15 protein-coding genes are annotated in these 19,441 nt (G+C 48.6%); 7 read left to right on the top strand and 8 right to left on the bottom strand.

Annotation, left to right across the window (positions count from 1 at the left end; genetic code table 11):
- Nucleotides 1-2 precede the first annotated feature (2 nt).
- From ABIX36_RS18975 to ABIX36_RS18945, 7 genes are all read right to left on the bottom strand, one after another.
- Nucleotides 3-1,976: a sialate O-acetylesterase gene (locus tag ABIX36_RS18975; protein ID WP_348083744.1), complete on the bottom strand. Its 1,974-nt coding sequence runs from the start codon at nucleotides 1,974-1,976 to the stop codon at nucleotides 3-5.
- Between the two features lie 120 nt (nucleotides 1,977-2,096).
- The gene (locus ABIX36_RS18970) at nucleotides 2,097-2,693 is read right to left on the bottom strand and encodes an LUD domain-containing protein (RefSeq protein ID WP_348083743.1); all 597 of its coding nucleotides are present in this window, start codon (nucleotides 2,691-2,693) and stop codon (nucleotides 2,097-2,099) included.
- 79 nt (nucleotides 2,694-2,772) lie between these two features.
- Entirely contained in the window at nucleotides 2,773-4,134 is a 1,362-nt protein-coding gene (locus ABIX36_RS18965) for a lactate utilization protein B (protein WP_348083742.1), read from the bottom strand.
- A complete protein-coding gene (locus tag ABIX36_RS18960) occupies nucleotides 4,131-4,880 on the bottom strand; it encodes a (Fe-S)-binding protein (protein ID WP_348083741.1) in 750 nt (249 codons plus the stop codon). The genes ABIX36_RS18965 and ABIX36_RS18960 overlap by 4 nt, the downstream gene beginning before the upstream one ends.
- A 50-nt stretch (nucleotides 4,881-4,930) precedes the next feature.
- The gene (locus ABIX36_RS18955) at nucleotides 4,931-5,788 is read right to left on the bottom strand and encodes a fumarylacetoacetate hydrolase family protein (RefSeq protein ID WP_348083740.1); all 858 of its coding nucleotides are present in this window, start codon (nucleotides 5,786-5,788) and stop codon (nucleotides 4,931-4,933) included.
- 6 nt (nucleotides 5,789-5,794) lie between these two features.
- Nucleotides 5,795-6,559, bottom strand: a complete 765-nt coding sequence (locus tag ABIX36_RS18950) for a glucose 1-dehydrogenase (protein WP_348083739.1) — start codon at nucleotides 6,557-6,559, stop codon at nucleotides 5,795-5,797.
- Nucleotides 6,560-6,574: 15 nt separating this feature from the next.
- Nucleotides 6,575-8,239, bottom strand: a complete 1,665-nt coding sequence (locus ABIX36_RS18945) for an altronate dehydratase family protein (protein WP_348083794.1) — start codon at nucleotides 8,237-8,239, stop codon at nucleotides 6,575-6,577.
- A 519-nt stretch (nucleotides 8,240-8,758) separates the two neighbouring features.
- Here ABIX36_RS18945 and ABIX36_RS18940 point away from each other — a divergent pair.
- The 3 genes from ABIX36_RS18940 to ABIX36_RS18930 are packed head-to-tail and all read left to right on the top strand — an operon-like array spanning nucleotide 8,759 to nucleotide 11,618.
- Complete coding sequence (locus tag ABIX36_RS18940; RefSeq protein ID WP_348083738.1) at nucleotides 8,759-10,480, top strand: FAD/NAD(P)-binding protein; 1,722 nt, start codon at nucleotides 8,759-8,761, stop codon at nucleotides 10,478-10,480.
- The gene (locus tag ABIX36_RS18935) at nucleotides 10,477-11,061 is read left to right on the top strand and encodes a DUF1543 domain-containing protein (protein ID WP_348083737.1); all 585 of its coding nucleotides are present in this window, start codon (nucleotides 10,477-10,479) and stop codon (nucleotides 11,059-11,061) included. The genes ABIX36_RS18940 and ABIX36_RS18935 overlap by 4 nt, the downstream gene beginning before the upstream one ends.
- Nucleotides 11,058-11,618: an N-acetyltransferase gene (locus tag ABIX36_RS18930; protein WP_348083736.1), complete on the top strand. Its 561-nt coding sequence runs from the start codon at nucleotides 11,058-11,060 to the stop codon at nucleotides 11,616-11,618. The genes ABIX36_RS18935 and ABIX36_RS18930 overlap by 4 nt, the downstream gene beginning before the upstream one ends.
- Nucleotides 11,619-11,704: 86 nt before the next feature.
- On the opposite strand, the gene ABIX36_RS18925 is transcribed toward ABIX36_RS18930, so the two are convergent.
- Nucleotides 11,705-14,152 carry a glycoside hydrolase family 95 protein gene (locus tag ABIX36_RS18925; protein WP_348083735.1) on the bottom strand — a complete coding sequence of 816 codons (2,448 nt, stop codon included), beginning with the start codon at nucleotides 14,150-14,152 and terminating at the stop codon, nucleotides 11,705-11,707.
- 572 nt (nucleotides 14,153-14,724) lie between these two features.
- Here ABIX36_RS18925 and ABIX36_RS18920 point away from each other — a divergent pair.
- The 4 genes from ABIX36_RS18920 to ABIX36_RS18905 all read left to right on the top strand — a co-directional run bounded on the left by ABIX36_RS18920 (nucleotide 14,725) and on the right by ABIX36_RS18905 (nucleotide 19,421).
- Nucleotides 14,725-15,270: a hypothetical protein gene (locus tag ABIX36_RS18920; RefSeq protein ID WP_348083734.1), complete on the top strand. Its 546-nt coding sequence runs from the start codon at nucleotides 14,725-14,727 to the stop codon at nucleotides 15,268-15,270.
- A gap of 380 nt (nucleotides 15,271-15,650) precedes the next feature.
- Nucleotides 15,651-16,292: a (2Fe-2S)-binding protein gene (locus ABIX36_RS18915; protein ID WP_348083733.1), complete on the top strand. Its 642-nt coding sequence runs from the start codon at nucleotides 15,651-15,653 to the stop codon at nucleotides 16,290-16,292.
- Nucleotides 16,289-17,269 (top strand): xanthine dehydrogenase family protein subunit M, encoded by a 981-nt coding sequence (locus ABIX36_RS18910; protein ID WP_348083732.1) that lies wholly within the window; start codon nucleotides 16,289-16,291, stop codon nucleotides 17,267-17,269. The genes ABIX36_RS18915 and ABIX36_RS18910 overlap by 4 nt, the downstream gene beginning before the upstream one ends.
- A gap of 1 nt (nucleotide 17,270) precedes the next feature.
- Nucleotides 17,271-19,421 (top strand): xanthine dehydrogenase family protein molybdopterin-binding subunit, encoded by a 2,151-nt coding sequence (locus ABIX36_RS18905; RefSeq protein WP_348083731.1) that lies wholly within the window; start codon nucleotides 17,271-17,273, stop codon nucleotides 19,419-19,421.
- The last annotated feature ends 20 nt before the right edge of the window (nucleotides 19,422-19,441 follow it).

Here is a 19,441-nt window from a genome sequence, read left to right as displayed (position 1 = left end):
GCTTATTTTTTGCCGAAAGTGCTATACTGCCAGCTATCCGTACGGAACGGTGATGCGGGCAACCCCGCCCCGTTAACTAAATTACAAACCGGGTTATTGGCCCAGGCGTACCTTACCGCAACCGGGTTTTTCACATTCGGGCTGCTTACCGTTACTTTATCACCATCGATTACGGCATCGGCCCAGTAAAACTTTTGGTCGGCACCGGCTATTATAAAACCGGTAAGGGCACCGCCGCCTTTGGCGTTAAGTCCTTCGGCGTTTTTTAATTTTATGCTGATAGCACTGCCAATAATTTTAGAAGATTTGTAAACCGGACCTGTATAAACGTCGCTTTGTCCGTAGTTTTTTGCCAGGGCAATAAGCGCCAGCCGACGGCCAACCTCTTGTTTGTTTTTGGGGTGGATATCAGCGCCTTCGCCAATATCTATGGCCACAGCCATGCCGGTGTTTGGCAGGGCCAGGGTACCAGATTGCACATCGCGCAGCTCGGCCCAGGCAGAGGGCATGGGTTGCGGAATAGCCGGCATAAAATTGGCCAGTTGCACAAAGTAGAAAGACATTTTTGGGTTGTTCCAATCGCGGCACCAATCGTTTATTAAAGCCGGGAACAGTTCTGCATATTGCTGCGCCCTGTTGGTGTTTGCCTCGCCCTGGTACCAAATGGCGCCTTTTACCGCGTATTGTATAAAGGGGTTTATCATCGCGTTGTACAATACAGATGGCCGGTTTGGCCCATCGTTAAATACCGGCGAAGGGAAGCCTTTAAAATCTACCGCTGCCTTATATTGCCATGCGCCATCCAGTTGGATGCGGTCGGTGCCGCTTTGTATAAACATTACGCCTTTTTTGCCGGTAAAGCCGCCATCGCCGCCGGTATCAAAAGCACGCACAGCCAGTACAAACTCACCCGCTTTTACCTTTTCTGCCGGGACCACATAGTTACGCGGCGCGGCATAAAAGTTGGTTTCGCCTATTTTTTCTCCATTTAAGAAAGTGATATCGGCATCATCAATAGCGCCTAAACTTACCTGCACAGGTTTACCGGCCCAGCTTTCGGGGATGGTTATCGTTTTACGGAACCATACGATGCCGTCAAAATCGGGCAGTATAGAGGTTTCCCAGGAGCCGGGTAATTGCACGGTTTTCCATCCGGCGGTATCAATACTTGGCGCGGCCCAAACAGGTACGCCGTTTTGGTAGCCGCCATCCTTCGTTATAATGGCTGTTTGCCAGGCTGCCACTTCGGTATTATACAGGGCAAGGCTTTGCTCTTTACTAAGGGTTTTCATGGTGTGGTAAGCTTTGGCAAGGTCAGGTAGCTGCTTTACGGTGTTCTCGCTGGTCCATGCTTCTACAATAGTGCCACCCCATGAGGAATGGATCAAGCCTATCGGGATGCCGGTCTTTTTATAAATATCTCTTGCAAAAAAATAAGCCACCGCCGAAAACTGCGCCACCGTTTGCGGGGTGCAGGGCTGCCAGCCGCCGCCGGTTATTTTAGCATCATCAAGCGGAACGGTACTTACCACATGCTCTACCTGTAACAGGCGTATATTAGGGTATTGCGCATCGGCCAGTTCCTGCTGGTAATTTACCACCTGCGACCAGCCCGAAACCGGGAACTCCATATTGCTTTGCCCGGAGCAGATCCATACCTCGCCTATCAATACATTTTTTAGCGTAACGGCTTCGCCGTCAGAAACGGTAATATCATAAGGGCCGCCGTAAGATGGCGTAGCCAACATTATCTTCCATTTACCATCGGCACCGGCTACCGTTGTGTAGCGCTTACTGCTCCAGGCAGCGGTGACGCTTATCGTTTTACCGGGATCTGCCTTGCCCCAAATAGCGGCTTTTGTTTTTTGCTGCAGCACCATATTATCGGAAAATGCAGAAGACAGAACAACTTTAGCATGGGCACAAAAGCCGGTAGCCACAAGCGCCGTAAGGAGTAGGACACGAAGGATTTTCATAATTTTAAGGTTAGACAAATATTCTATTTTTATTGGTTAAATGAAAGGGCGTTTTCTTCTTTTTTGATGCTGCTAAAAGGATTAAGCAACCTGCACAGTCAAAATGATAAAAACCTAAAATCAATCCGTTAAAACAAATATGCTCAAACTCCTTGGCCCGTGCGCGCCGAGCACCAAAGATTGTTCAATATCGGCTGTTTTTGAGGGACCAGCAATGAAGGCGGCGAAGCCATGGTCGGTACCCTGGGTACGCAGATAGGCGGCGTGCATATCGGGCACAATATCTGTCGACTTTACCACCAGCGCCAAATGCTGGCAAATAAAAGGCAGCACACGGGTGCCCATTTGTTTTTCGGTAACCCAAAGAGCGCTGTTCTCGGCAACCCCAAATTCCGCCTGCAAAATGGCCAGCTCTACGTTCTCCATCTCATGCGGGGCGTTGTTGGCAAACAAGGCGGCATTTTTAGCAATATCCAATAACCCGGGGATGGAGGTTAACACCCGTGCGCGGGGTGCAATAACCAAATGCGCTTTCAGATCGGCAATGCTATCAACAAGCACCACCCTGCTGCCCACATTGCCGGCAACCGTAGCAAAAGTTTCCAGCAAGGCGCCTTTCGCGGTGGCCTTTTCTTCCCACACGGCAATATCCGGCGCAGCCACCAAAGGCGGCTGGCTACGGCGTACATTTGCTAATATTTTATCACGGCTATTCATTTCGAATTTCGAATGTTCAATGTCGAATTTATTTTATCAGATTGCCTCTTGCATGTCTATTCTCACTACTCACAACTCACTACTCTCTGTTCCTCCTATACCACTCCCCGAATGATTCCTTCGGAGGATCGGGCATGTCGCGTTGCTTGTACCAGGGGTTTAGCGGGTTATTCACCGCGAAAGGCGTATGCTTCATCACCCAACGGCCTGCCTTACCGGCCAAGCGGTAAACCTTTGGTGAGGACAGCGTATAGGCCATCGCCTGCATGGCAGCGGCTTTCTTTTTATCGCCGTAGCCTTCCTTTACAATTACCTGCCGCCATTTATAAAGCTGCTCGTGGATATCAATCTTAACCGGACAAACATTACTGCAGGACCCGCATAGCGTGGACGCAAAGGGCAGATCGGCATATTGTTTCATATCCAGGTTCGGCGCAAGGATAGAGCCTATCGGACCAGCAACCGCCGTATGGTAGCTATGCCCCCCGCTGCGCCGGTAAACCGGGCAAGTATTCATACACGCTCCGCAACGGATACATTTAAGCGAATTGCGAAAATCCTCACGCCCCAATTGTATGCTGCGGCCGTTATCAACCAACACAATATGCATCTCCTGCCCCGGCCTTGGGCGTTTAAAATGGCTGCTGTAAGTGGTGATGGGTTGCCCGGTAGCGCTTCGGGTAAGCAGGCGCAGAAATACGCCGAGATCCTTGCGTTTAGGGATCAGTTTTTCTATCCCCATGCTTGCGATATGTACATCTGAAAGATGCGCGCCCATATCAGCGTTACCCTCGTTGGTACAAACCACAAACTCGCCGGTTTCTGCTACCGCGAAGTTAACGCCGGTGAGCGCTGCCCTGCGGGATAAGAAAGTGTTACGCAAATGGATACGGGCAGTTTCGGTCAATACCTGTGGGTCGGCCTCGCCTTTGGCGCTGCCTAAAAATTCGTGGAATATATCGCCTATTTCTTCCTTTTTTTTGTGGATACAGGGCAGTACAATATGGCTTGGTGGTTCTTTGGCCAACTGCACGATGAGTTCGCCCAGGTCGGAATCTACCACGTTAATGCCCTGCTCTTCGAGGTAATGATTAAGGTGGCATTCCTCCGTCAGCATGGATTTACTTTTCACCATCTGGCTGATGCCATGCCGTTTTAGAATACTGTGAACGATCTTGTTATGCTCTTTTGCATCAGCCGCCCAGTGCACCCTAATGCCGTTGTTGATAGCCTGCTGCTCAAACTGCTCCAGGTAATTACTAAGGTCGGAGAGTACATTATGTTTTATTTGCGAGGCAGCTTCGCGCAATTCTTCCCAATCAGGGATCTGGTGCGAGGCCTTATCACGTTTCTGGCGCACAAACCAAAGGGTTTCATCGTGCCAGTCTACGCGCTTTTCGTCTTTATTAAATACTTCGGATAGTTCGGCGTGGTCTTTCATGCTACGGTTTCCTTTACACCGTTCAGGATCTCGGCAATGTGGATCACCTTTACGCCGCTTTTTTGCCTTTTCAGGATGCCTTCCATGTGCATGAGGCAACTGAGGTCGGCAGCGGTAATGTACTCCGCGCCATTTTGGATATGGTCGGCAACCCTGTCTTTCCCCATCTTGGCCGATACCGCTTCCTCGGCCACGCAAAACGTACCGCCAAAGCCGCAGCATTCGTCGCTACGGGTTAGCGGCACCAACTCCACACCTTCTACCATATTTAATAAACTACCGGGTTTGGAGTAGGGCGAAGCGGTAAGCTCCGTCATCTGCGCCAGTTTAAGCCCGCGCTGCCCGTGGCAGCTTTGATGCAGGCCAACCCGATGCGGGAACTTAGCATCCAGTTTTTCAACCTTCAGCACATCGGTTAAAAACTCGGTAAGCTCGTATATTTTTTTGCGGATGCCGGTGGCGGCTTCCTCATTATCGTGGCTGTGCAGGTGTTCCTTAATATGAAGGGCGCAACTGCCCGATGGCGATACGATGTGATCAAATTCCGCGAAGTTGTCTACAAAAAGATCGTTACAGCCGCCGGTTAAATGTTCGTAACCCGAGTTTGCCATCGGCTGCCCGCAGCAGGTTTGCTGTGCCGGATAGCCAACCTCTACGCCAAGTTTTTCCAGCAGCTCCAAAGTGGCAATAGCCGCATTGGGGTAAAACTGGTCGACGTAACAAGGGATGAACAAACCTACTCTCATGTTACAAATCTGCAGTATTCATATAATTTAATTGTCCTGTACTGTATGCCTTAAGCTTTGGCGTAGGCCACTACTTCCTGCCTCGAAGTACCCAGGCCGTCGATACCCAGTTCTACCACATCGCCGGGCTTCAGGTAAACCGGTGGCTTAAAGCCAAGGCCAACACCGGCTGGCGTGCCGGTAGAGATCACATCGCCCGGCAACAGGGTCATGAACTGGCTGATATAATAAATTACAAAAGGCACTTTAAAGATGAAGTTGGAGGTATTGCCGTCCTGCATTTTGGTACCGTTTACGGTTAACCATAAGCGCATGGCATCTACATCACCTGCCTCATCGGGCGTAACCAAATACGGCCCCATCGGTGCGAACGTATCGCAGCCTTTTCCTTTATCCCAGGTGCCGTTGCGTTCCAGTTGAAACTCGCGTTCGGACACATCGTTGTGTAACACGTAACCTGCAATGTAATCCGCTGCTTCGGCCTCGTCTACATAAGATGCTTTTTTGCCGATCACCACTGCCAGTTCTACTTCCCAATCCGTTTTTACCGAGTTCTTTGGAACCATAATATCGTCATTGGGGCCAACCAGCGAGGTGGTGCTTTTCATGAAGATGATAGGCTCAGTTGGGGTTGCCGCGTTGGTTTCTTTGGCGTGGTCGGCATAGTTAAGGCCGATGCATACAATTTTTGACGGCCTGGCTATAGGGCTGCCCAAACGGCTGCCTTCCGGGATAGGTGTTAATTCGCTTTGATGCGCTTTTACGTAAGCTTCCAGTTCGGCAAGTCCACCGCGTTCGAAGAATTTCTCATCGTAATCGCTTTGCAAAAAGGATGCATCGTAGTTAACACCATCTATATTTACGCCTGCCTTTTCTTCACCGGCGTTGCCAAATCTTATCAGTTTCATCTCTTGTTAGTTATTTAAGGTAATAAAGCCCCCGTCGATAGGGTAATCCATCCCGGTGATAAAACCGGATTCATCCGAACACAGGTATAGCGCCAGCGAAGCAATTTCCTCCGGCTTGCCCATACGCCCTATAGGCTGGCTTTTTGATAGTTTTTCGAATATTTCATCCTCTTTGCCCGGGTAGTTTTTGGCGATGAAGCCATCTACAAATGGCGTATGCACCCTTGCCGGCGAAATGCTGTTACAGCGGATGTTATCGGCCATGTAATCGCGCGCTACAGATAAAGTAATGGCGAAGATGGCGCCCTTGCTCATGCTGTAAGCAAACCTATCGGTAATACCCACATGCGCCGCTATAGATGCCATGTTGAGGATAACCCCGCCACCAGCTTGTTTCATGGTCGGCACGGCAGCAAAAAGGCAGTTGTATGCACCTTTTACGTTTACATTGTAAATCCGGTCCAAATCGGCCTCGGCAGTATTCTCCAGGCTACCTACATGGGCAATGCCCGCGTTATTCACCAGGATATCCACTTTACCTATCTCGACAAAAACACCCAGTACCGCCTGCTGATCCGCAACGTTTGCCGCGTAAGCCTTTGCCTGCCCGCCTACAGCCGCTATTTCTTCCACCACACCTGTGGCAGCGTCGGCATTCAGTTCTATAATGTGTACCTGCGCGCCTTGTTTGGCAAACAACAGGGCTATGGCTCTGCCAATCCCGCTGCCGCCACCGGTTATTACGGCGCTTTTATTTATTAAGCTAAACATGCTTTATCTGATGATTTATAATGAAACACCCCTTTTCCATGGGATAAAATCGTCCTGCCCTAATTGTACCGCTTTTGGTTTGATATCGCCATTAGCCACCTCAATAACGTAATTAAGCAGCCTGTGTGCCGATTGCTGAATGCTTTCGTCGCCTTCTATAACGGCACCGCAATTAAAGTCGATAATATCGGGCATGCGGTTAAACAATTTGGTATTGGTAGATAGCTTTACCACCGGCGCAATAGGGTTGCCCGTTGGCGTACCCAGCCCGGTTGTAAAAAGCACCAGGTTTGTACCCGAGCCAACTACTGCGGTAGTGCTCTCCACATCGCTGCCTGGCGTGCATAGCAAATTAAGCCCCGGTTTGGTTACCTTCTCGGGATAATCCAACACAGCGGTTACCGGTGACGAGCCCCCTTTTTTTGCTGCCCCTGCCGATTTAATGGCATCGGTTATTAAGCCATCCCTGATATTGCCCGGCGAAGGGTTGGCGTAAAAGCCGGATCCATCTGCTTCTGCCCTGGCGGCATAAGTGCTCATCAGGTTCATAAATTTTAAGGCGGTTGGTTCGTCTACGCATCGGTCGCTCAGCTCCTGCTCTACTCCACAAAGTTCGGGGAACTCTGCCAGTACCACATTGCCGCCCAGGGTCACCAAAATATCTGATAAATAGCCCAGCACAGGGTTAGCCGATATACCCGAAAAGCCATCAGAACCACCGCACTCCAAACCAATGCAGAGTTTGTTTATCGGCGCGGGTTCGCGTTGTTGTTTATTTACTTCTATAAGCCCGGCAAAAGTTTGTTTTAAGGCCTCATGCAGCAGGCGGCTTTCGGTGCCCAGCTTTTGCTGCTCCAGTATCATTAAAGGTTTAGAGAAATTCGGGTCGCGTTTAGCGATCTCATCCTGCAAAATGCTGGCTTGCGCGTGCTGGCAGCCCAGGCTTAATACGGTTGCGCCTGCTACGTTGGGGTGCGTAATATATCCGGCCAACAGTCCGCAAAGCGCGTCAGAATCCGTGCGGGTGCCACCGCAACCCATATCATGGTTGAGGAATTTTATGCCATCAACATTGGCGAAGATCTTTTTAGTAGCGTTGCCTTCGGGCGTCATCTGCAGGTCGGCCTGTAAGATCTCTTCTACCGACTTGCCTGTTTGCAGCATACTCACCAGTTGATCTACTTCGCTTTCGTAACCGCGTGGTTTGGCAAAGCCCAATTTATCCAGCAAGGCATCCTTCAGTACATTAATGTTGCGGTTCTCGCAAAAAACCAGCGGGATAACCAGCCAGCAATTGGCGGTCCCTACCGAACCATCAGACCGGTGGTAACCCATAAATGTGCGGTCTTTAAAATCGCTCACGTCCGGCTGTTTCCACTCCGTTTTGCGGCTGCCCAGTTTAAATCCATCCGCAGCGTGGTGCACGTTTTTGGTAGAGATAAGTCCGCCCTGTGCAATGGGTTCGCTGGCTTTGCCAACCAACACACCGTACATGTGGATTTCATCCCCTTTGGCGAGTGGGGTTATAGTGAATTTATGCTTACCGGCTATATCATCCGCCAATACCAGGCTGATGCCATCATGCTCAATAACGGTTCCTTTTGGCAGGTCGGTAAGCGCTACCAACACATTATCGGTATGGTGTATCTGTAAAAAAATACGTTTCTCTTCTTCTACCATCATTTTTAATTGGTCGTTCTGCTGATGATCTTAGCCCGGTTTTGTGTCGATCCACATTAACAGGAACAAGCGGTAAAATTAATCGCCTGCCCGCTTTTTAAAATGGATTAATCTCAAAAAAAGATGGACTATATGGTTATCTCATCAAAAGCAAAACCCGGTTTATTTTATTAGTTATTATTGCATTACCTGTTCTATTATAATCGGGCGAAGCTTTTTACCCGGGGTAAACGCGGCCGTACAAGGTACGCAATTTTGTATATTTAATCCATCCCGTACTGCGGACTTTGCCCCATATCTGGTTTTTCAGCGGGTGGTTATCCAGCTTTATTATAATTCAGGTAACACTACAAAGGAAGAACATGCGTACTAACTATTTTTATCCATTATTGGCTAATTGTTAAGTGATATTGTAATGAGTGCTAAAACAACAATTAAAAGATGTGGTTGCAATTATAAAACAATTTAAGCCCGTTTTAATTTACCTATATCACGATTATTTCTTACATATTAAATATTTTGAAAACGAAGCTACATATTGCAATTCTGGGTGGTGGCCCAAGCGGGCTGTTTATGTTTAAGCGGCTTGTGGATACCGGTAATGCCAACCTTGCTATAACCATATTTGAGCGTAAGAAACAACTGGGCGTTGGCATGCCTTACAGCACTGACGGTGCCAACGATGAGCACATCACCAATGTATCGGGCAACGAGATCCCCGAGTTGGTTACCCCCATTGCCGATTGGTTAGCAATTGCGCCAAAACACCTGCTGGATCATTACCAGATAACGCCGCAAAGCTATAACGATTATAAAGTGTTGCCGCGCTTGCTGTTTGGGCAATACCTGTCGGCACAGTTCGAACTGTTGCAAAAACAGGCCCGGGAAGCAGGCATTGAGGTAAACGTACACTTTGAAAGCAGCGTAACCGACATCACGGACGAACCGGAAAAGGGCATCGTCGCCTTAGAAGTAAACGCCGAAAGCCGCCACGAATTTGATACGGTGATCATTTGCACCGGGCACAACTGGCCAAAGAAACACGAAGGGAGCGTACCCGGTTATTTCGATTCGCCTTACCCACCGGCCAAATTACATATTAAAACAAACCACCCCGTTGCCATCAAAGGGTCATCGCTTACCGCGGTAGACGCCATCCGCACGCTGGCACGTGGGAATGGTGAATTTTCGATAGAAAAGGATGGCAGGCGCGTTTATCATTTGGCTGCCGATAGTCCCGATTTTAAGATCGTCCTGCACTCGCGCAATGGCTTATTGCCCGCGGTGAGGTTTCACCTCGATGATTCGCATCTGGAGAACGACTCGCTGTTAACCGACGAAGAAATAGCGGAGCATATTCAAAACAATGACGGCTTTTTGTCGCTCGATTATATCTTCGAAAAGGATTTCAAAGAGGTATTTAAGGAAAAAGACCCGGAGTTTTACGCATATGTAAAGGACCTAAGCATGGAAGTCTTTGTAGCCGAAATGATGGAACAGCGCGAACGCCTGGACGCTTTCCAGTTGTTAAAAGCGGAATATATGGAGGCCGAGCGCTCCATCAAAAGAAAGGAATCTATTTACTGGAAGGAGATGCTGGGTGTTTTAAGCTTCGCGATGAATTATCCTGCCAAACATTTATGTGCCGAGGATATGCAAAGGCTACAAAAAGTGCTGCAACCGCTTATATCGGTAGTGATCGCCTACATTCCCCAAAGCTCCTGTGAAGAATTGTTAGCCATGCATCAGGCAGGTTTACTGGAGATCGTTTCGGTGGGTGAAGACAGCGAAGTGAAACCCAACGAAACCGGCGGTGCTACCTATTATTATACCGACGAGACCGGCGATAAGCGCGCGGACCATTTTAAAACCTTTGTAGATTCGGTTGGCCAGCCGCACCTACCCTATGAAGACCTGCCGTATAAAAGCCTTATCGATAATAAAACCGTCGCCCCTGCCCTGCTTAAATTCAGGGATGCCGACAAGGGTAAGGAGCAGATGCAAAAAGATGAGAAGCTGGTGCAAAAAGATGCAAAAGGCAACTACTACCTTGTGGTACCCGGCGTTGCCATTAACGATAATTTCCAGGTGCTTGATGAGCAGGGCACCGTAAATGATCGGATTTATATGATGGCCGTGCCGTATATTGGCGGCTATAACCCCGATTACTCCGGGCTTGATTTTTGCGAGGCCGCGTCGGCAAATATTATCGACAGCCTGTTTAAAACAGAAGATGCATGAGCGAAGAAACATCAACGGAATTAAAATTATATATGTTGCTGCTGGGTTCTAAAGCGCCCGGCAGGCACGTGGAACAGCACGACTTCTTCTTCGGCGTTGCTCATTCCTTAAAAGAACTCGTGCCTGCCATTAAAAGCTTTTGGCATGGCACGGGCACCTCGCTGCATATTGATGGCTGGCGCGAAGTGACCAATGTAGACGGCTACCGCGTAAAAGTACTATTGAAACAGGATGCCTGCCCCGACTCGGAAAACAGGCTTTTTTTCGTAAACCTCGGCGGCTACCAGGCCAATAAGCTGGAGGAGCAGCATTACACCGTGTTAACCGTACAAAGCGACAAAGCGCTCGCCATCCAGCAGTCCAAGAAAACCGTTTTCTTTCGCACCGCTACCATCGCCGGAATGAAGGGTGCCAACTCCCATATCGACGACAAGTACGGTATAGACGTAGATGATATTTACAAGATAGAAGAAATGCTTTCTCCCTCGCAAAAAGAGCAGTACCATATCGGTATCGAACCCGCTTCAAATCTGCCGGAGGACGACGTGCATTTGGGATATTTCAGGTTGGAGAAACTATGATCCGCCCTGCCACTCCCGCCGACGCCCCCATCCTCTCCCAACTCATCATCCTTGCCATGGGCGACGCCCTCGCGGGTAGATTTGCCAATAGTAATGACCCGGATATCACGGCAGAATTATTTACAAGGTTTGCCGGGCTAACCGCCAACCAGTACAGCTATGAAAACGCCCTGCTTTGGGAAGAAGATAGCACCGTTTGCGGAACGATATTAGCTTATGATGGCGGGCAACTGGATGCGCTTAGGGAACCATTCCTAACATATACCCGGCAGCAACTTGGCTTCAGCGGCACTATTGAAAATGAAACCCAAAACGGCGAATTTTATATCGACTGCCTCGGCGTGTTTCCGCAGTACCAGGGCAAGGGGATTGCCAAAAAGTTGATAAAAGCATTGTTTATACGCGCCGCGGAATTAGGCCACCAAACCGTTGGCTTACTGGTAAGCAAAGGCAACGATAAAGCCCAAAGACTCTACACCGGGCTTGGATTCGCGGTAGTGGGCGAACAGGCTTTACTGGGCGGCAGGCATTTTCACCTGCAATATCAATTGCCTTAGGCTGATTAGGACAATCCCTTAATAATATAGCCCCGCACCAACAAACAGGTTAATGCGAGGCTATATCCTAAATACTTTATCGAATTTTATTTGTCTGCCAACAATTGGTACGTTTTGCCCTTTTGCGTTTGGAAGGATAACAAATAGCTCTCCCCGTCTTTTTTAGCACTTGCCGCATTACCGGCCAGTTTGAACGGCCAGTTACTCCGCACTTTACAAATCCCTCCGGCAACGGAGGTTATGCTTGCTTTGGCCAGTTTATGCTCGGCCCAGCTGATGCCTACTTCATAATTACCCCTTGCCTTTAGGCCCTTAATAACGCCGCTTTTCCATTCATCCGGCAAGGCAGGCAACAGGTAAACATCGCCGGTTTGGCTTTGCAGCAGCATTTCAACAACGCCTGCGGTAGCCCCAAAGTTGCCATCTATCTGGAACGGCGGGTGCGCGTCAAACAGGTTGGCATACGTACCGCCGCCGCTGGCATAATTGGTGCCATCTTCGCCGGTAAGATGCAGCAGGTCGCGCAGGAGTTTGTGCGCGTGGTTTCCATCCAGCAGCCTTGCCCAAAAGTTTATTTTCCAGGCCTTGCTCCATCCGGTGCCTTCGTCGCCACGCAGTTCCAAAGTTTTTTTAGCGGCGGCAGCCAGATCGGGCGTGGTTACGGGCGAGATCTGCTCTCCGGGGTATAAACCATACAGGTGCGATACATGGCGGTGGTGCGGGTCGGTTTCGTCCCAGTCTTTATACCACTCCACCAAATTCCCTTTTTTGCCAATGTGGAAAGGCAGCAATTTTGCCTGCCGGGCTATCACCGTATCGCGCAGCGCCTTATCCAGCCCGAGCTTTTCTGATGCGGTTACAAAATGCGCGAACAGGTCGCGGATGATAGACATATCCATCGTGCTACCCAAAGCAATAGTGCCTACTTTGCCGTTCTCATCCTTAAAAGCATTCTCGGGCGAGCCGCTTGGCGCGGTAACCCAATAGCCGTCTTTATCTTTTACCAGCCAGCCCAGGGTAAAATCGACAGCACCTTTCATTAGCGGGTAGGCCTTGTTCTTTAAAAAAACTTCGTCTTTAGTAAACAGGTAATGGTCCCAAAGGTGGCGGCACAACCAATCGCCACCCATAGACCAATTGGCCCACATAGGGTCGCCGGTTCCATCGCCAACCGGGTTACTCATCGCCCAGATATCGCTGTTATGGTGCGCTACCCAGCCATTTAAATTATAAAACTCTTTAGCCGTCGTTTTGCCTGTGATAGCCAGTTCGCCGGTCAGCCTTAAAAGCGGCTGGTGCAGTTCGCTCAGGTTGGCAGTTTCGGCCGGCCAATAGTTCATTTGGGCGTTAATATTAATAGTGTAGTTAGAGCTCCATGGCGGTCGCGTTTCGTTGTTCCAGATGCCCTGCAGATTTGCCGGTATGCCGCCCGGGCGCGAACTGGAGATAAGCAGGTACCGCCCAAACTGAAAAAACAGGCTTTCCAGGCCTGCGTCCTTGTCTCCTTTTGTGTAAGCCAGTAAGCGTTCGTTGGTAGGCAGGCTAACCGCCTCGTTGTTATTCAGTTTCAGGCTTACGCGATTAAAATAATGGTGGTAGTCTGCAAGGTGAGCGGCCAATAACGATGTGTATGGTAAAGTAATAGCGCCGGCCAAATATTTCCGGCTGATTGCCAGTTCATCCTTCCCCTCGGTAACCGGGCTTTTGTCAAAACCATTGTAACTGGTTGCCGCGGATATTAATATGGTAACCTCGCTGGCATTTTTTATGCTGATGCCCGATGTATCTGCCGATACTGCTCCCCCCTTGTTAAGCACTTTTGTAACCCAGGCGTAGCGCATCCCCTTGCTGAGCGAGTCGTCGTAATGGATCGGATTGGGCTTTTTACCAAGATAGCTGGGATCAACATGGGTTGGGGCGCTGCCCTTTATCAAAATCGTATTTTGCCCTGTAACGGCTTTTCTGTTTTTAAGTGGCGTACTGGCCAATACCTTTAAACTTAACTGGTTAGGCTTACTGGCCGTTAATCTTACAATGATTACCTGCGCCGGTGCCGAAGAAAACACTTCGCGCTTGTACGTAACGCCGTTAATCGTAAATCTTGTTGTGGCAATGGCGTCGCTGATGTTTAAGTCGCGGTAGTAATTGCTAACGGAACCGTTAAAATTCTGCTTGATGCGGATATCGCCCAATGGTAAATATCCTTCCGAATAATGGCCCTGCATTTTCTTGCTCAGTTCCTGTGCTTTTTGGTAATCGCCTGCAAAAATAGCTTCCCGTACCTGCGGCAGGTACGAAGGCGAATTAGGATTCATACCACCCTTTACCGGCCCGCCCGACCATAAACTACTTTCGTTCAACTGAATGAGCTCATCATCGGGGCGGCCAAAAACCATTGCACCAAGGCGTCCGTTGCCCACGGGTAAGGCCTGCGTCCAGCGTTTGGCGGGCTGATTGTACCATAGTTTTAAGGGTTGCTGGCTTAGCGCCACCAATGGCGACGACAATAATAGCGCGATGAAAAGCTTCTTCATGAATGGTATAATTGGTTTAAAACAATCGATTGCGTAATTCATCTAAGTAACATTTGTTTATGCTGAAATCAAAACTTTAGTGAAAATATTTTTATGAGGGAGTGACATGGTGAATACGCGTGGTGAGGTCACTCAGCCCGGATTGGTACCCGTCAGCGTTGAGGTTGAGAAATTTTACGGTTAGGCATGGACGCCTGACCGGGCGGGGAGATAACACCGACCACAGGCTGAATAGTTAAGAACTTAAATATGGTGTGCTTGAATTATGATGATATTTTTGATCCAAAATATCATCGATTAATACCGTAGATTTATCATAGGTAAATTACTTAACATACGATATGTATTACGTATTTCAACAAAGCGATGAAATGAGCAGTGTTCTATTTTATGAGAGCTGCGACACTGAACAAAAATTGGATGAATTGATAGCCACGGCAGGCATTCCAATAATGTTCGTTTATAACGATATAAGCAAAGGAATTAAAATCATAAATGATTACTACGACTTCCAACAATGTCGTCAAATCATTAGTAGCCTGCTCAGGTAATCATAATCACATAATTCAATAATGAGTATTATTATTTATCTATTCTCCGCAGAAGTTTGGGGTACTGTATCCGATTGGTTTATCGTTGCTGTAACATCTCTAACAGCATTTTATCTTTATAAAACATTAAAGTCGCAGCAAGAGGTGCAAAAGACACAAAATGAGTTATTTACTATTGAAAGCATTCGGTTTAAAGAAAGTATAAAACCAATATTGAAGTATACCGGAACTACACAATTGATGCACCCAGGAGATAAAACTAAGAAAATATTAACCGTTGAGGTATTGAACGAAACGAGTAGTAATGCGTTGAATATTTCAAAGATAATCTCCGAAAAAGACCAAATATTCATTCCTATGGGATTTTCAGATACGCGAACTCATTTAGTCAAGGGTGATGCTCCATTACTATTCCATTTTTTAATTGACCGTAAAGGAGGCGGGTTTGTTAACTTTTCTTTGAGTTATCAAGACATTGCTGGAACAAAGTATAAGCAAGGCGTATTCTGTGTTTGTGATGATGTTGGAATAGAATTACATCCTTACTTGCCGCATATGTTAAACTAAATTAGATAGCGTAAATTAACCGGAGTTATAAGACTTATTCACCCGATTTCGACGTCGATCGGGATACACGTGTTTTCTTTATCTGCGGTACCAATAATAAAATATTTGAAATTTATGGTGACACTATTATCAAAAAAATATGTTAACCCAAATTTTTCTTAATTAATTGATTATCATATGCTTAAAAAATAAATATTGAAATTGTGTTAAGTTATGTTAACCCTCTTTTTTAAGCAAAGATGCTTGATGGGTAGTAAAGACTCCCAAATTAAAGCGAATGATCTGTTTCTCCACTTCCCCCAAAACATTTTTACCTCCCGATTATTTTATCATTAACAATAAAAGTGGTACATTGACATTCCTTAAAAAATCCAATACCTATGTCCGATAAGAAGCCGATAATCCCGCCCAATGGCGAAGGCATTTCCAATGGAACGCGCCGCGATTTTATCAAACAAACCACCGTGCTAACAGCCGTAGCTATGGCGCCCGGCACCGTTGTAAAGGCCGCGTCTGATCATATAGACGAGCAGATAGCCGCTGTATTTGAAAAGATGCCCCTAAAAATGGAAGTGAACGGCAAGCTGCAAAGCCTTTCGGTAGAACCACGCTCTACTCTATTGGATATCCTGCGCGAACAACTCGACCTTACCGGCACCAAAAAAGGCTGCGACCATGGCCAATGCGGCGCCTGCACCGTGCATGTGGATGGGGATAGGGTAAACTCCTGTCTCACGCTGGGCGTAATGGTGAACGGTAAAAAGGTTACCACTATAGAAGGGCTGGCCAAAGGCGAAGAACTGCACCCGATGCAGGAAGCTTTTTTAAAGCATGATGGTTTCCAATGCGGGTATTGTACACCTGGACAGATCATGTCGGCAGTAGCTTGTATCCGCGAGGGGCACGCCAATTCCGAAGGAGAAATAAGGGAATACATGAGCGGTAATATTTGCCGCTGCGGCGCTTACCCCAACATTGTAAACGCCATACAGGAAGTAAAAGCAGGAGGGAAAACCGTATGAAACAGTTTCAATATGTACGCCCCGCCAGCCAGGCCGCCGTACTGGATGCAATAGCCAAACCGGGCAGCAAAATTATTGCCGGCGGTACCAACCTGGTAGACCTGATGAAGAAAGGTGTGATGTCGCCGGATAAACTGGTAGACATTAACAGTCTTCCCTTAAACACTATAAACACCAGCCCTAACGGGCTGCACATCGGCGCGTTAACGCTCAATAGTGTGCTGTCAGAAAATAGTTTAGTGCTGGATAAACATCCATTGCTTTCGATGGCCTTAAAGGCAGGTGCTTCGCCGCAGTTGCGCAATATGGCAACGGTTGGCGGCAATATGATGCAGCGTACCCGATGCGCTTATTTTTACGATACCACTATGCCCTGCAACAAACGTACACCGGGCACAGGCTGCGGTGCTATGGGCGGCTATAACCGCATGCACGCTATATTTGGAAGCAGCCCGCAATGTATAGCGGTACACCCAAGCGATATGTGCGTAGCCCTTGCCGCGTTGGGTGCAACCGTAACCATCGCCGGTAAAAAAGGCGAACGGCACATTCCCTTTACCGAGTTCCACCGCCTGCCTGGCGAACACCCCGAGATGGATAACCACCTCGCCACAGGCGAAATGATATTGGGTGTAGATATCCCGGATAACAACTTCAGCAAAAACAGCTATTACTTAAAAGTGCGCGACAGGCAATCTTACGCTTTCGCACTTGTTTCGGTTGCCGCCGCGCTGGACATACAAGGCGGTGTGATCAAAGAAGCACGGCTGGCCATGGGTGGCGTGGCGCATAAGCCCTGGCGCTTGTTTGATGTCGAAAAGTTTTTGGCAGGCAAAGCGCCCACCGAAGAAAATTTTAACAAAGCCGCGCAACTGGCTATGCAGGGCGCAAAGGCTTACGAGTACAATGCATTTAAATTAAAACTTGCCCCGGCTACAATTGCCGAGGCCTTAAAGCATGCGGGGGGCTTAGCATAATATGGAAACTTTAACAAAACAAGCCATACCAACATCTGCCGATGGCATGAGCCGGGTTGACGGGCGCGCCAAAGTTACCGGTGCCGCCAAATACTCCGCCGAATACAACCAGCCCAATATGGCCTATGCCGTGCTGGTAGGTAGCACCATCACCAAGGGCACTGTAGCTACCATAGATACCAAAGCAGCCTCGGCTGCGCCGGGTGTGCTGGCGGTGCTTACCTATTTAAATTCACCAAAGGTGCCGGGGCATATTCCTACAAAAGCACAAAAACCGGGTTCAAAATCAGGGCCGTTAAAAGTGTTTTACGATAACAAGGTACTATACAACGGGCAGCCTATAGCTATGGTAGTGGCCGATACTTTCGAGCGGGCTCAATACGGCGCATCGCTGGTAAAAGCCACCTATAACAAAGAACCGCACGACACAAAACCGCCAAAAAATATTACGCAGGGCGTTGGGGCGTGGGGTGGTAAAGATTTTACAAAGGGAACGGTTGATGCCTGGAAAACAGCCCCCATAAAACTGGAGCAGGAATACACCCACCCGAGCGACGTGCACAACCCTATGGAACTGCATGCCATTATAGCCCGTTGGGATGCGCCCGATAAACTTACCGTTTGGGATAAAACCCAGGGTACCCAAGCCACGCGCGATGATATTGCAAAAGCATTCAAACTAAAAAAAGAAGATGTGCAGGTAAACTCGCAGTATGTAGGCGGGGCCTTTGGCAGCGCGCTGCAGGTATGGCCGCACGAGGTTGCAGCAATACTTGGTGCGCAAGTAGTAAAACGCCCGGTAAAACTGGTGCTGAGCCGGCCGGATATGTTCACTTCGGTGGGTTACCGCCCCTATACCTGGCAAAAAATTGGCATCGGCGCTACTGCCGATGGCAAACTGGTGGGCATTACGCACGAGGCGGTTGGCCAAACTTCCACCTTTGAAGATTTTGCCGAAGGGCCTATCAACACCAGCAAAGGATTATATGCCAGCCCCAACATCACCACGCGGTACAAACTCTTATCGCTTGATGTAAACACCCCTACCTGGATGCGCGGGCCGGGTGAAGCTACGGGTGCGTTCGCTTTGGAATCGGCTTTGGATGAATTATCCTATGCGCTGAAGATGGACCCCATCGACCTGCGCATGAAAAACTACGCCAAGAATGACCCGGACAACGGCAAGGAATACAGCAGTAAATTTTTAGATGAAGCGTACGCCATGGGTGCGGCTCAAATTGGCTGGGAAAACCGCCAGGCCGAGCCGCGTGCCGCAAGCCAAAACGGATGGCTGGTTGGCTATGGTATGGCCGGGGGAATGTTTGGTGCTTACCGAGATGTGGCCGTTATTAAGGCTATTATGAAAGCCGATGGCACCCTCACCATACAGAGCGCCGTAAGCGACATAGGCCCCGGCACAGGTACCGCTATGACAATCATAGCTGCTAATAAAATGGGAATTGATGCCGGCAAGATAAAGTTCGAGATGGGCGATTCGTCGCTGCCGGACGCGCCGATGCAAGGCGGTTCGGCTACTGTTTCGGCAGTGGGCTCTGCTGTGCATGACGCCTGCACAGTTTTAAAAGAAAAATTTCAGAAGCTGATGGGAAACGGAGGTACCGATAAGCCCGATTACGTAAAAATACTGAAGGATAACAATCTCCCCTCGCTTGAGGTGCTCACCAAATCGCAACCGGGACCCGATAATCAAAAATATTCGATGCAATCATGGTCAGTGCATTTTGTGAAAGTATTAGTACATACTGCAACCGGTGTGGTTAAAATTGATAAGGTGGCCTGCGTGGCCGATTGCGGTAAAATTATCAGCCCTAAAACTGCCCGCAGCCAGGTAGTTGGCGGCGCCATTGGCGGCATTGGTATGGCATTGATGGAAGAAGGCATTATAGACCACCGTTACGGGCGATACGTAAACAACAACTTTGCCGATTACCATGTGCCGGTGAGTGCCGATATCCCGCAGATAGATGCTATGTTTGTAAACAAACCCGACCCGTATATTAACCCTATCGGTGCTAAAGGCATGGCCGAAATTGCCCTGATAGGCATGGCGCCTGCCGTAGCAAATGCGGTTTACAACGCTACGGGTAAACGCGTGCGAGACCTGCCTATAACACCCGATAAACTCATATAATTCAACAGGCCTAATAATAC

It is taken from the genome of Mucilaginibacter sp. (assembly GCF_039925265.1).
Taxonomy (GTDB): Bacteria; Bacteroidota; Bacteroidia; order Sphingobacteriales; family Sphingobacteriaceae; genus Mucilaginibacter.
Note: the sequence above shows the minus strand (reverse complement) of the source record. Positions and strands in the feature narration are given on the sequence as shown.

What these genes read in the sequence shown, in the direction of transcription:
- ABIX36_RS18910 (WP_348083732.1), top strand. Translation starts at nt 16,289, where the DNA reads ATGAAACAGTTTCAATATGTACGCCCCGCCAGCCAGGCCGCCGTACTG.
- ABIX36_RS18920 (WP_348083734.1), top strand. Translation starts at nt 14,725, where the DNA reads ATGAGTATTATTATTTATCTATTCTCCGCAGAAGTTTGGGGTACTGTA.
- ABIX36_RS18930 (WP_348083736.1), top strand. Translation starts at nt 11,058, where the DNA reads ATGATCCGCCCTGCCACTCCCGCCGACGCCCCCATCCTCTCCCAACTC.
- ABIX36_RS18965 (WP_348083742.1), bottom strand. Translation starts at nt 4,134, where the DNA reads ATGAAAGACCACGCCGAACTATCCGAAGTATTTAATAAAGACGAAAAG.
- ABIX36_RS18925 (WP_348083735.1), bottom strand. Translation starts at nt 14,152, where the DNA reads ATGAAGAAGCTTTTCATCGCGCTATTATTGTCGTCGCCATTGGTGGCG.
- ABIX36_RS18915 (WP_348083733.1), top strand. Translation starts at nt 15,651, where the DNA reads ATGTCCGATAAGAAGCCGATAATCCCGCCCAATGGCGAAGGCATTTCC.
- ABIX36_RS18970 (WP_348083743.1), bottom strand. Translation starts at nt 2,693, where the DNA reads ATGAATAGCCGTGATAAAATATTAGCAAATGTACGCCGTAGCCAGCCG.
- ABIX36_RS18905 (WP_348083731.1), top strand. Translation starts at nt 17,271, where the DNA reads ATGGAAACTTTAACAAAACAAGCCATACCAACATCTGCCGATGGCATG.
- ABIX36_RS18960 (WP_348083741.1), bottom strand. Translation starts at nt 4,880, where the DNA reads ATGAGAGTAGGTTTGTTCATCCCTTGTTACGTCGACCAGTTTTACCCC.
- ABIX36_RS18950 (WP_348083739.1), bottom strand. Translation starts at nt 6,559, where the DNA reads ATGTTTAGCTTAATAAATAAAAGCGCCGTAATAACCGGTGGCGGCAGC.
- ABIX36_RS18945 (WP_348083794.1), bottom strand. Translation starts at nt 8,239, where the DNA reads ATGGTAGAAGAAGAGAAACGTATTTTTTTACAGATACACCATACCGAT.
- ABIX36_RS18975 (WP_348083744.1), bottom strand. Translation starts at nt 1,976, where the DNA reads ATGAAAATCCTTCGTGTCCTACTCCTTACGGCGCTTGTGGCTACCGGC.
- ABIX36_RS18935 (WP_348083737.1), top strand. Translation starts at nt 10,477, where the DNA reads ATGAGCGAAGAAACATCAACGGAATTAAAATTATATATGTTGCTGCTG.
- ABIX36_RS18955 (WP_348083740.1), bottom strand. Translation starts at nt 5,788, where the DNA reads ATGAAACTGATAAGATTTGGCAACGCCGGTGAAGAAAAGGCAGGCGTA.